The following is a 12351-nucleotide window of genomic DNA, read 5'->3' on the forward strand; positions in this document are numbered from 1 at the left end:
GCCCCTGCGCCGCCCGGGCGGCGCGCCCCACGGATACAACGGAGAACACCAATGACCAAGCACACTGCGCTCCGCGCCGAGCACGAGGCACTCGGAGCGAGCTTCACCGACTTCGGCGGCTGGGACATGCCGCTCAAGTACGCCTCCGAGCTCACCGAGCACAAGGCCGTCCGCTCGGCTGCAGGCATCTTCGACATCTCGCACATGGGCGAGATCTCGGTCAAGGGAGCGGACGCCGCGGCGTTCCTCGACTACGCCCTCGCCGGCCGCATCTCGGCCGTCGCCGTGGGCAAGGCGAAGTACTCGCTCATCTGCAACGAGGACGGCGGCATCATCGACGACCTCATCACGTACCGCCTCGGGGAGGACGAGTACCTCGTCGTTCCCAACGCGGGCAACGCGGACACCGTCTGGGGCGAGTTCCAGGCCCGCGCCGAGGGCTTCGACGTCCAGCTTGAGAACCAGTCGGCTGACACGAGCCTCATCGCCGTCCAGGGTCCGCGGGCGGAGGAGATCCTCCGCTCAGTGGCCGACGACGACACGGCCGCCATGCTCGAGGCCCTCGGGTACTACGCGGCCCAGCCCGGTGTGCTCTCCGGGATCGAGGTCCTCGTGGCCCGCACCGGGTACACGGGCGAGGACGGGTTCGAGCTCTACGTCCCCAACGAGAAGGCCGCGGAGCTGTGGCGCGCCGTCCTCGCGGCGGGAGAGCCCCTCGGCCTGACACCGTGCGGCCTCGCGAGCCGCGACTCGCTGCGCCTCGAGGCCGGCATGCCGCTCTACGGCAACGAGCTCAGCCTCGACGTGACGCCGTTCGAGGCCGGACTGGGCCCCGTCGTCGCCCTCAAGACGAAGGAGCGCTTCGTGGGACGCGACGCCCTCGCGGCCCGCAAGGAGCAGGGCAAGACGAAGTCCCTCGTGGGCCTCAAGGGCGCTGGCCGCCGGGCCGCCCGCTCCGGGTACGCGGTCCTCGACGCGGACGGCAACGAGGTCGGCGTCGTCACCTCGGGGGCCCCGAGCCCCACCCTTGGCTACCCTGTAGCTATGGCCTACGTCCCGAACGAGCTCGCCGAGGTCGGGACCGAGCTCTCCGTGGATCTCCGCGGAAAGCCTGAGTCGTTCACGGTCGTGGAACTCCCGTTCTACCGCCGCGAGAAGTAAAAACGCCATCAACCCCGCCTGCCGCGCACGTGACGCGGACGAGGCACAACCGAAAGGTTCACCCATGAGCAAGGTTCAGACCGGATTGCGCTACTCGGCCGAGCACGAGTGGATCGACGACTCCTCCCCGGCCAAGGTCGGCATCTCCCAGGTGGCAGCCGACGCCCTCGGCGACGTTGTCTACGTTGACCTCCCCGAGGCGGGCTCCGTCGTCACCGCAGGCCAGACCTGCGGCGAGGTCGAGTCCACGAAGTCCGTCTCCGACCTCTACTCGCCTGTGACGGGCGAGGTCGTCGAGGTCAACCAGGAGGCCATCGACAACCCGGCGATCCTCAACGAGGACCCGTACGGCGCGGGCTGGCTCTTCACGGTCAAGGTGGACGCCGAGGGCGAGCTCATGACCGCCGAGGAGTACGCGTCCAAGAACGGCGGCGAGCTCTAAGCCATGACGGACTTCCTCAACGCCGCCCTGCGCGACGTCGATCCGGAGGTCGCCGAGCAGATTGACAACGAGCTCCGCCGTCAGCAGGACGGGCTCGAGATGATCGCCTCGGAGAACTTCGCCGCCGTTGCAGCGATGCAGGCACAGGGCTCTGTCCTGACGAACAAGTACGCCGAGGGCTACCCGGGGCGCCGCTACTACGGTGGCTGCGACTACGTGGATGTCATCGAGCAGCTCGCCATCGACCGCCTCAAGGCCCTCTTCGGGGCCGGCTTCGCCAACGTCCAGCCCCACTCGGGCGCCCAGGCGAACGCGGCGGTCTTCCACGCGCTCGTCATGCCCGGTGACACCGTCATGGGCCTGTCCCTCGCGCACGGCGGCCACCTCACGCACGGCATGAAGCTCAACTTCTCCGGCAAGTACTACGACATCGTCCCGTACGAGCTGGACGCCGAGGGCCGCGTGGACATGGCCGAGGTCGAGCGCCTCGCCAAGGAGCACAAGCCCAAGATGATCGTGGCCGGCTGGTCCGCGTACGTGCGCCAGCTGGACTTCGCCGAGTTCCGCCGCATCGCGGACGAGGTCGGCGCCTACCTCTGGGTGGACATGGCTCACTTCGCGGGCCTCGTCGCGGCCGGGCTGCACCCCAGCCCCGTCCCGCACGCCCACGTCACGACGTCCACGACCCACAAGACCCTGGGCGGTCCTCGAGGCGGCGTCATCCTCTCCAACGAGGCTGACATCGCCAAGAAGATCAACTCCGCGGTCTTCCCGGGCCAGCAGGGCGGCCCGCTTGAGCACGTCATCGCAGCGAAGGCCGTGGCCTTCAAGATCGCCGCGACCGACGAGTTCAAGGACCGCCAGAAGCGCACCCTCGAGGGCGCGCGCATCCTCGCCGAGCGTCTCATGCAGGACGACGTCAAGGGTGCGGGCGTCAAGCTCGTCTCGGGCGGCACGGATGTGCACCTGGTCCTTGTCGACCTCGTGGACGCCGAGCTGGACGGCAAGCAGGCCGAGGACCTCCTCAAGCGGATCCACATCACCGTGAACCGCAACTCGGTGCCGAACGACCCGCGGCCGCCCATGGTGACCTCGGGCCTCCGGATCGGCACGCCGGCGCTGGCCACCCGCGGGTTCCAGGCGGAGGACTTCGAGGAGGTCGCGGACGTCATCGCGCAGCTCCTCGTCGGCGGCGAGGGCGCGGACATCGACGCCCTCGCGGGCCGGGTCTCCGCCCTCGCGGCGAAGCACCCGCTCTACCAGGACCTCGCGCCCCTCGCGTAGTCCTCACCCCCGGCGGCCCCGTCGTCGTCCTCTCCTGACCATCAGGGAGACGACGGCGGGGCCGCGGCGGGAACCCCCGCATTTCTCTATCCCAAGGAGAGCACCACCGTGGCCGTTGGAGTCTTTGATCTCTTCTCTATTGGCATTGGCCCCTCGTCTTCGCACACCGTGGGGCCCATGAGGGCTGCCGCGCAGTTCGCGCAGGAGATCGTCAAAGCGCAGGTCATCGAGGATGTGGCCAGCCTGAGCGTGGACCTGTACGGGTCCCTTGCCGCCACAGGCCACGGCCACGGCACGCTCACCGCAACGCTGCTGGGCCTCGAGGGCTTCGAGCCGGAGCTCATCCTCCCGGACCAGGTTGAGGAGCGCCTCGCGGCGATGGAGCGAACGGGCACCATCACGCTCGCGGGCCGTGTTGAGCTGCCGTTCGGTGTGGACGACATCACGCTGCGCCCCCTCACCGTCCTCCCCTTCCACACGAACGGCATGAAGATGGCCGTCAAGAACGCCGCGGGGGAGACCCTGCACGAGGCGACGTACTTCTCCGTGGGCGGCGGCTTCATCGTCAAGGAGGGCGAGGTCGCGGCCGAGAAGGAGGAGCTCGAGGAGACCAAGCAGGAGCAGCCGTTCCCCTTCCGCACGGCCGCCGAGCTCCTTGAGATCTGCCACCGCGAGGGCAAGTCCTTCGCGGACGTCATGCTCGCCAACGAGCTCGTGGTGCGCCCCGAGGCGCAGGTGCGCGCGGGCCTTTTGAAGATCCGGGACGTCATGAACGACGCCGTGGAGACCTCCGTCAAGCGGACCGGCGTCCTGCCCGGGGGGCTCAAGGTGCGGCGGCGCGCGCCGGGCTGGTTCCAGCGTCTCGAAGAGGAGGACCCGGACCGCGGGCCCGAGTTCTGGCAGGAGTGGGTGAACTTCGTGGCGCTCGCGGTCAACGAGGAGAACGCCTCCGGCGGGCGCATCGTCACCGCCCCCACGAACGGGGCCGCGGGCATCATCCCCGCCGTCCTCCACTACGCCGTCAATTACACGAAGGCGTGCCGCGGCAAGAGCCAGGAGGTGAAGGACGAGGCCACGGTCAGGTTCCTCCTTGCCTCGGGCGCCGTGGGCGTGCTCTACAAGGAGCAGGCCTCGATCTCCGGCGCCGAGGTCGGCTGTCAGGGCGAGGTCGGCTCGGCCTCGTCGATGGCCGCGGCGGGCCTCGCCGAGGTCATGGGCGGCACGCCCGAGCAGATCGAGAACGCGGCGGAGATCGCCATGGAGCACAACCTTGGGCTCACGTGCGACCCGATCGGCGGCCTGGTGCAGGTGCCGTGCATTGAGCGCAACGCCATCGCGGCGGCCAAGGCGATCAACGCGGCGAAGATGGCCCTGTGGGGCGACGGCGAGCACCGTGTCTCCCTCGACGAGGTCATCGTGACCATGCGTGAGACGGGCCGGGACATGAGCGACAAGTACAAGGAGACCGCCATGGGCGGCCTGGCCGTCAACGTCGTGGAGTGCTGACCGGGCTCTGACTTCGGCGTCGCGGGATGGCGGCGGCCCTCAGCGCGGGCAGGCTTCGGCCTGCCCGCGCTTTTCTGCGTGTGGGGCCTGCCTCCGTGCCGCCGCTCGGCCGGCTTCCTGTGATGAGGCTGTGACTGGCCTGCAAGAAGAGCTTCCCAAGGGGGCCGAAATGTGTTTAAGTGTGTAACACAGCTCACGTTCCGGGCATGCGAGACCGTCTGGAATGTCAGCTCAGATTCACTCACCGTGCGGCCTTTCACGCACAAGATGTTAGGAATCCAGCATGAAGAAGCAGGCCCTCGCCGGAGCTCTCATCGGCGCCACTCTCATGGCCATCAGCTCTGCGGCCACCGCCGCGCCCACGATCGACGAGGGCAAGCCCTCGTGGAACGAGTTCAAGGCAAGTACGTACAAGGACTTCGACGGTCAGTACATCGTCAACGGCGATATCCCAGTCTCCTCCACCTCCGAGCTCAAGGCGTTCTACGCGACCCTCCCGAGCGGCACGCCCGGCACCGGCGACCTCATCGCCAACACGGACGCCTATGGGACCAAGACGCTCTGGACCGCCACACAGGCGCGAAACCTCACCTACTGCGTCTCCGACAAGTTCGGCACCCGAAAGAGCACGGTGATCAACGCGATGCAGGGCGGCGCCGCCCTCTGGCAGAACGCGAGCTCCGGCATTCGGTTCGTCTACAAGTCGACCGAGGACCGCAACTGCACCACGCGCAACAACAACGTGGTCTTCTCGGTCGAGCCGGTGACGACGACCCAGTACATCGCCCGCGCCTTCTTCCCGAACACGCCGAAGTCCGGCCGCAACGTCCTCGTCTCGCAGACGCTGACGACCTCCGGCTGGTCGCCCGCGAACATCATCGGCCACGAGCTGGGCCACGTCCTCGGCTTCCGCCACGAGCACACGCGGCCCGAGGCCGGCACGTGCTTCGAGGACAACAACTGGGCCCCTCTGACGCCGTACGACTCGGCCTCGATCATGCACTACCCGCAGTGCAACGGCTCCTCGCAGTCCTTGAGCTTCACCTCCGTGGACCGCACGGGCGTCCAGAAGGCCTACGGCTACTGAGCCGCGCCTCCCTGTCTGACTGACACAGCCAACCCCCAGTGGCCTCCCGCCGCTGGGGGTTTCCTGTGTCGTAACCATTCCCCTCGCGCGGGTGATGCCGATACGCTGAGCCTTGTCGACACCTGTCCGCATGCCGAGACTCGCCGAGGAGATCCGTGACCTTCTTCCACGAACTGACCCTCCGGGAGCCAGCTCGCCGTCGCGGATGGGACGCGCCGCTGGGCCTCCGGGTGGCCCTGTCCGGGTTCACGATCTACCTCTTGCTCATCGGTGCCAACCTCGCCACGCCCCTCTACCCGTACCTCCGGGAGCAGATGGGCCTGAGCTCAACGGCCACGACGGTCACGTTCGCCACATACGTCATCAGCCTCATCGTGGGTCTCCTCTGCGCGAGCCATTGGTCCGAGTACATGGGGCGCCGCGCCGTCCTCGTCGCGGCCGTTGCAGCGGGCATCGTGGGCGCGGTGATCTTCGGGACGGCGACGGGCCTGGAGGGGCTTGTCGGCGGCCGTCTCTTCCAGGGGATCGGTGTCGCGCTCGCCACGGGTGCGTCGGCGGCGGCGGTCCGTGATCTTCTTTCTGACTCGCCCGACGCCGCAACCCGCATCACTCTCCTCAGCTCTGCCGGGGGAGTGGCCTCGGGCCCACTCCTGGGCGGGTGGTTGTCCACGCTCGGAGACCCGGTCCTCTTGCCGTTCGGGCTGCACCTCGTCTCGCTCGGGCTCGTCCTCGTCCCCCTGCTCCTCCTCAATGCCCGCCCCGCGCCGCAGCGGCCCGGCGAGGGGCCCCGGGCCCGCGTCCTCATGCCGCTGAGGCCCACCCCGCCCGGCGAGGCCCGGCGCATCTTCTACCTGACGAGCTTCACGGGCTTCCTCAGCTTCTGCATGTTCGGGTTCTACCTCTCGCTGGCCCCCGGCTACTTCGCGGGCGTGCTCGGGTCCTCCCGCATCATGACGGGCGTCCTCGCCGCGACGGTCCTCGGCTCGTCCGCCGTCGCGCAGCTCGTCACGCTGCGGCCCAAGCACCGCGGAGCGGGCGGGCTGCTTCTCGTGGCCGCAGGCCTCGCCGTCGTGCTCCTGTGGGGGAGGCAGAGCGCCGCGCTCCTCCTCACGGGATCCGTTCTGCTGGGGCTGGGGCAGGGTGTGGCGTTCCGGACGCTCTTCACGTACATGTCCGCGTCCGTGCCGCGGAGCCGGCATGCCACGACGATCAGCCTCATGTACGTCATCACGTACATGGGCTCCGCGGTGCCGATCATTGCGCTGGGTGCGGCGATTGACGCGTGGGGGAGCGCGGCCGCGGTGCCGCCGTTCATCGCGGGCATGTGCGTGGCGGCGCTGCTGCTTGCGGCGTGGACCCGGTTTGAGCCGGAGCCGCCGCGGTACGTGGAGGTCTCGGTCCTGGAATCGGACGTGGACCGGTCAATGGGGGACGAGCCGCCTCACGTGTGAGACCCGGGCTGAAAGGGCGGTCCCTTGCGTTGGAGTGCACTCCAACTCCTAGCATCGGGGACATGAGAAACCCCATCAGCATCGCCGCCATGGCAGAGCTCTCCGGCCTCACGCCGGACACCCTGCGGTGGTCGAGGTGGCTGGTCCTTGGCGGCCGGGCGCAGCGTTCGGGAAGTCCGGGCCCCGGACCGAAACCCCGGGGTGCTTCAGGACAGCCGTGACGCACCCGAGAAAAACACACTTTTGGCCGCTAACCCAGGGACCGCGGCCGATTTGAAGGAACAGACAGCAGGACCCGCCATTCCACGAGTGTGGGGCGGGTCCGCGTAGCCCAGTCTACTCCCTTTGCAAGGGCTGTTGCATGAGGGGGTCAGCACTGAGATGGAGCTTCGACTCTCCTTGTTGCACAAGCAGCAGGCGGCTGGTTAGCCCTCTGCGCGGAGTCCTCTCAGCTCGTCAGACGTCATCGTCGGGACGAATTCCGTGACCGCGTACTCTGCGACTCCGTGCACCGAGAAGGGGTCTAGCGCAAGACGCTCGAGGATTACCTCGCGGGAACCCCGCGCGAGGATGACCCCTCCCGTGCGAGGCACTTTTCGTCCTGAGGCGACGAAGAGCCCGTCCTCGTATCCTCCCCGGAGGAACTCGCGGTGAGCCTCCATGTGACGGTCAGCCGCTTCGGGGCCCTGGACGTAGGTCAGTTCGACGACACAGAGATTGGTCATGGCCTCATTATGCCGATGATGGGGTGTCCGCTGCGGGGCTGCCCTCGCTCGGCCAGCGGCGTTCGAGGCGGTCCAGGCCCGCCGAGAAGGCCACCGTCACCACCGCCAAGACCGCCGCGAGGGCGACAGCCCTCGGGAGGTCCCCCCACGAGCATGCGGGCGGCCAGGATCATCAGCAGGAACTCGGCGGCGCGGGCCAGGGCGGTGGCCACCCCCAGCGGGGCGTGAAGCCCGGCCGCGGCCACACGCACGTTCCGTTCGAGCCACTCAGCCAGGAGGAGGGTGGACGAGGCGAGGAGGGCAGTCCGCACCGGGTGCTGCTCCAAGGGGGGCGGGCGGGCCGTCCCAGACGTTGACCATGACCCATGCGAGCCCCAGGCACAGGAGGGCTTGGGGCACCGCCACGAACGCAATGGTCACAAGGAGCCTGGACAGCATCCCGGGCTCGGCAGTCGACGGGGCCTTGGAGGGTGAGTGCATGATGACCTCGCACGCAGAAGACATCTCCTCGTGACGGGCGCCACGATGGGATGTTTATATCACGCGCGCAGGAAGAAGTGGCTTCCGGGCCTGTCTGGGCCCGCTCCAGTCCCGGGGCAGACCGCCCGCGATCTTCAGACCGCCTGGACCACCTTGAAGGCCGCGCCGAACGGGTCCATGAGGGCGGCCACGCGGCCATACGGGGAGTCCTCCGCGGGCAGCAGGAGCGTGCCGCCGTTCTTCTCGGCCAGCTCCACGGCGGCATCTGTGTCCTCGACGCCCCAGTAGATCTGCCAGTGGGACGGGACGCCCTCCGGCAGGAACGCGGCGGCGTCCATGACGCCCGCGGTGGGGCTGCCGGGCTCGCCGAACGTCGAGTACCGGAACTCGTCCGTGTCCGCCATGGGGTGCAGAGTCAGGCCGAACGTCTTCCCGTAGAAGTCGCCCACCCCCGCGAAGCCTCGGGTGGAGAGCTCGAACCAGCACGGCGCACCCGGGGACGCGAGGCGGCCGAACCCGGTGTGGGCGCCGGCCTCCCACACGCCGAGGCTTGCGCCGTCGGCATCCGTGATCATGGCCATGCGGCCGAGGTCCCCGACCTCGGTGGCCGGCATGTGGACGGCGCCCCCAGCCGCCTCCGCGGCGGAGACTGTGGCGGCCGCGTCGTCGCTCGCGAGATAGAGGCTCCAGAAGTCCGGGTACTCCTGCATGGACGCGTCCTTGGCCATAAGGCCCGCCACGCGGTCCGAGCCGCTGAGGACGTTGACGTACCCGCCGAAGTCATCCTGGGTGGGCTCGAAGGTCCAGCCGAAGAGCGCGCCGTAGAAGCGCTGGGCGCCGTCGAGGTCGGAGGTCGTGAGGTCGGCCCATGCGGGGGAGCCGGGTGTGAAGTCGGTCATGGCGGGGGATCCTTCCGGTGGGGGCCTGCCGCCATCGTAGCCGTTTCGCCGAGGCGTTCCCCGGGGGCCTGGCATAAACTTTGATGCATGCCCGTTCTCCGTAACGCCCGTGCCGCAGCCCTCCCCGCCAAGCTCTCCCGGTCCTGGCTTCTCGCCTCGGCCGTGGATGAGAAGAACTTCGCCCCGGCCCTGGCCTCGGAGGCGGATTCCGTCATCTTCGACATGGAGGCCGCCGTGCCGGAGGACGGCAAGGCGGAGGCGCGCGAGCGCGTCGTCGAGGCCCTCTCCACGGGCATGACCGCCTGGGTGCGCGTCAACGGGCAGGAGACCGAGCACTGGGCGGAGGACCTCGCGGCCCTGTCCAAGGCCCCGGGCCTGCGCGGCGTCATGCTCGCGTCCACCGAGAAGCCCGAGCAGGTCACGTACACGGCCATGCGACTGCGGGCCGGCACGCCGGTCCTGGCGCTCGTCGAATCCGCCGTCGGCCTCGAGAACGCCACCGCCATCGCGTCCGCGCCCGGCACGTTCCGCCTCGCGTTCGGCACCAACGACTTCCGAAAGGACACGGGCGTCTCCGAGGACCCCATGGCCCTCGCCTACGCACGCTCCCGCCTCGTCATCGCGTCCCGCGTGGGCCAGCTGCCCGGCCCCATCGACGGCCCGGCCGGCGGCCTCTCCGGCGCCGCGCTCCTGGAGGCCTGCGCCGTCACGCAGAAGATGGGCATGACCGGCAAGCTCATGCTCACGCCTGATCAGGCGGTCGACGTCAACCGTGGGCTGTCCCCGCAGGAGGACGAGATCGAGTGGGCGCACGAGATGCTCGACGCCCACGCCAAGGGCGCCAAGGTCGGCGACGGCTCCTACCTGCCCCGCCTGGCCCGCGCGCAGAAGATCGCGGACCTCGCGGACTCCTACGGCCTCTGGAACGCGTAATCCCGCCGGGGAGTTCACCCTCTCGTTGACTGCGGGCCACCGCCGGATGGCACGGTGTCCGCATGACTCCGCGATTCCTGGCGATCGGCGACTCCTTCACGGAGGGCGTCGGAGACCCCAACCCCCGCTTCCCCAACGGCTGCCGGGGGTGGGCGGACCGGGTGGCCCGCCAGCTCGCCAAGCAGGACCCCGCGTGGACGTACGCGAACCTCGCCGTGCGTTCCAAGCGCCTGCGCGGCATCCTCGACGAGCAGCTTGAGCAGGGCCTCGCCCTCCGCCCCACCCTGACGAGCCTCTACGCGGGCGGCAATGACCTCCTTGAGTGGAGCGCTGACGTCCCAGCGCTCATGGAGGAGTACGACGACGCCGTGGCCCGCATCAAGGCCGCCGGATCCGAGGTCCTCCTCTTCACGGGGTTCGACGTGAGCCTGTCCCCCCTCGTGGCGCCGATGCGCCGCCGGAACTGGGAGTTCAACGACGCCGTGCGGGAGATTGCCGAGCGGCGCGGGGCCATCCTCGTGGACTACTGGGCGTTCGAGGAGTTCGCCGAGCCGGCCTGCTGGGCGGAGGACCGCCTGCACATGAGCACGACGGGGCACCGCCAGTTGGCCCGCCGCGTCCTCGAGACCCTCGACGTGCGGCACACGATCCGCCCTGGCGGCCCGGGCGACGAGCTGTGGGACCGGCCGTCCAGTGAGGGCCTGGATGAGGCGTCCGACATCCCGCGCAACACAGCCGAGGCGAGCCGGGAGATCCTCCGCCGGGCGGCGCGCCTCGGCCGGGCCCTGGCCGAGGAGGAGGCGTGGCTGCGCCGATGGGTGGGCCCCATGCTTGTGCGCCGGGCCCGCGGCATCACACTGGGGGACGAGCTCGAGCCCAAGTGGCCGTACCCCATCCGACCCGCGCAGGGCATGAAGTGGAACGCGAAGCGCCGCGCGCGGGTGCATGTGGCGCCGGGGACGTTCCTGCCGCCGGACCTCGCCCCGTGGGCAACGGGCCTCCGCGAGCGGGGCGGCCAGCACGTATGATGGGAAGTTGCACGCGATAGCACCTCACCACCACGGAACGGCTCTTCATGGGTTTCCTCTCATCCCTCAAGCATCCCCGCCCGGCCAGGCCGCAGGCACAGCAGGTGGAGCAGCACCAGCCTGCCGAGCAGCGGTCCCACGCGGTAGAGGCGCGCCCAGCCGGGGCTGGCGTCTCCCACTCGGAGGACGCACCGCCCTCGCTCGAGAACGTCTGGAGTGACGGCCTCGGCCGCTTCGGCTCCCGCGCGGCCCAGATTCTCCTCATCGGCGTCGTCGCATGGTTCGTGATCCAGGGCCTCATGAGCGTGAGTGTCATCTTCATCGCCCTCGTGGTGGCCACGATCCTCGGCTGCGCCCTCCGCCCGGTGGTGCGCTGGCTCAAGAAGGAGGGGATGAACAACGTCTTCGCTGCCGTGACCACGTTCGTGGGGTCCATCCTCGTTCTGTCCGGCGTCATCTACCTCGTCGTCGAGTCCGTGGTGCGCCAGTCCGGCCAGCTGGCCCAGCAGGCCGTCAGCGGCGTCTCCACCGTGCAGAACTGGGTGAATGAGCTGCCGTTCAGCATCTCGAACGAGCAGATTCAGCAGTGGCAGGACAAGGCACTGGAGACGCTCTCGTCCTCCACCTCGCAGGTGTCACAGCAGGCGCTCACGGGCCTGTCCGCCGTCGGAAACTTCGCCACGGGCTTCGTCCTCATGGCGGTTTGCCTCTTCTTCTTCCTCCTCGATGGACCCCGCATCTGGCGCTTCTTCGTCGACTTCGTGCCGTCCCGCTACGAGGACAAGTTCCTCGAGGCGGGCAAGGGCACCGTCAAGGTGCTGGGCCAGTACATCCGCGGCACCGCGGCCGTCGCCTCGATCGACGCCGTGTTCATCGGCACCGGCCTCGTGGTCCTCGGTGTGCCGCTGGCCATCCCGCTGGCCATCCTCACGTTCCTCGGCGCGTTCATCCCGGTCGTCGGAGCGGTCATCGGCGGCATCCTCGCGGCGCTCGTCGCGCTCGTGACCAAGGGCCTCACCACGGCGATCATCGTGACGATCATCGTCGTCCTCGTCCAGCAGATCGAGGGCAACATCCTGCAGCCGCGCCTCATGGGCGATGCGCTGAGCCTCCACGGCCTCGTCATCCTCCTGACCCTCGCCGCCGGCTCCACGGTGGGCGGGATCGCCGGCGCCGTGCTCGCCGTCCCGATGGCCGCCGTGGGCTGGCACTGGATCAAGGTCTTCCGAGGCAGGGGCGCCCCAGTGATGCCTGAGGACGAGGTCAAGAGAGAGAAGAAGCGGCAGAAAGAGGCCGAGAAGGCCGCACGCAAAGAGCACAAGCGTCGTCAGCGCGAGCTGAAGAACGCCTAGCCC

Annotated in this window: 11 protein-coding genes; 9 read left to right on the forward strand and 2 right to left on the reverse strand. The window is 69.1% G+C overall.

Annotation, left to right across the window (positions count from 1 at the left end; genetic code table 11):
* Positions 1 to 51 precede the first annotated feature (51 nt).
* The 6 genes from gcvT (at position 52) to J2S35_RS05745 (ending at position 6931) form a co-directional block, all read left to right on the forward strand.
* A complete protein-coding gene (gene gcvT / locus J2S35_RS05720; RefSeq protein ID WP_309850827.1) occupies positions 52 to 1161 on the forward strand; it encodes a glycine cleavage system aminomethyltransferase GcvT in 1110 nt (369 codons plus the stop codon).
* A 64-nt stretch (positions 1162 to 1225) separates the two neighbouring features.
* Positions 1226 to 1603: a glycine cleavage system protein GcvH gene (gene gcvH / locus J2S35_RS05725; RefSeq protein ID WP_309850830.1), complete on the forward strand. Its 378-nt coding sequence runs from the start codon at positions 1226 to 1228 to the stop codon at positions 1601 to 1603.
* A gap of 3 nt (positions 1604 to 1606) precedes the next feature.
* Complete coding sequence (gene glyA, locus J2S35_RS05730) at positions 1607 to 2887, forward strand: serine hydroxymethyltransferase (protein ID WP_309850832.1); 1281 nt, start codon at positions 1607 to 1609, stop codon at positions 2885 to 2887.
* 108 nt (positions 2888 to 2995) lie between these two features.
* Positions 2996 to 4393 (forward strand): L-serine ammonia-lyase, encoded by a 1398-nt coding sequence (locus J2S35_RS05735; protein WP_309850836.1) that lies wholly within the window; start codon positions 2996 to 2998, stop codon positions 4391 to 4393.
* 283 nt (positions 4394 to 4676) lie between these two features.
* Positions 4677 to 5480, forward strand: coding sequence for a M57 family metalloprotease (locus J2S35_RS05740; protein WP_309850838.1), 804 nt, complete (start codon positions 4677 to 4679; stop codon positions 5478 to 5480).
* 155 nt (positions 5481 to 5635) lie between these two features.
* Positions 5636 to 6931: an MFS transporter gene (locus tag J2S35_RS05745; RefSeq protein ID WP_309850844.1), complete on the forward strand. Its 1296-nt coding sequence runs from the start codon at positions 5636 to 5638 to the stop codon at positions 6929 to 6931.
* 425 nt (positions 6932 to 7356) lie between these two features.
* On the opposite strand, the gene J2S35_RS05750 is transcribed toward J2S35_RS05745, so the two are convergent.
* Together J2S35_RS05750 and J2S35_RS05755 are read right to left on the reverse strand one after the other, a co-directional pair.
* On the reverse strand, positions 7357 to 7656 hold the full coding sequence (locus tag J2S35_RS05750) for a YciI family protein (protein WP_309850846.1): 300 nt from the start codon (positions 7654 to 7656) through the stop codon (positions 7357 to 7359).
* A 614-nt stretch (positions 7657 to 8270) separates the two neighbouring features.
* Positions 8271 to 9035 carry a VOC family protein gene (locus J2S35_RS05755; protein WP_309850848.1) on the reverse strand — a complete coding sequence of 255 codons (765 nt, stop codon included), beginning with the start codon at positions 9033 to 9035 and terminating at the stop codon, positions 8271 to 8273.
* Between the two features lie 87 nt (positions 9036 to 9122).
* On the opposite strand from J2S35_RS05755, the gene J2S35_RS05760 reads away from it, so the two are divergent.
* The 3 genes from J2S35_RS05760 to J2S35_RS05770 all read left to right on the forward strand — a co-directional run bounded on the left by J2S35_RS05760 (position 9123) and on the right by J2S35_RS05770 (position 12348).
* Positions 9123 to 9968 carry an HpcH/HpaI aldolase/citrate lyase family protein gene (locus J2S35_RS05760; protein ID WP_309850849.1) on the forward strand — a complete coding sequence of 282 codons (846 nt, stop codon included), beginning with the start codon at positions 9123 to 9125 and terminating at the stop codon, positions 9966 to 9968.
* Positions 9969 to 10030: 62 nt separating this feature from the next.
* Positions 10031 to 10996, forward strand: a complete 966-nt coding sequence (locus J2S35_RS05765; RefSeq protein WP_309850851.1) for an SGNH/GDSL hydrolase family protein — start codon at positions 10031 to 10033, stop codon at positions 10994 to 10996.
* Positions 10997 to 11043: 47 nt separating this feature from the next.
* A complete protein-coding gene (locus tag J2S35_RS05770; protein WP_309850852.1) occupies positions 11044 to 12348 on the forward strand; it encodes an AI-2E family transporter in 1305 nt (434 codons plus the stop codon).
* Positions 12349 to 12351 lie beyond the last annotated feature (3 nt).

Source organism: Falsarthrobacter nasiphocae, from assembly GCF_031456275.1.
GTDB lineage: Bacteria > Actinomycetota > Actinomycetes > Actinomycetales > Micrococcaceae > Falsarthrobacter > Falsarthrobacter nasiphocae.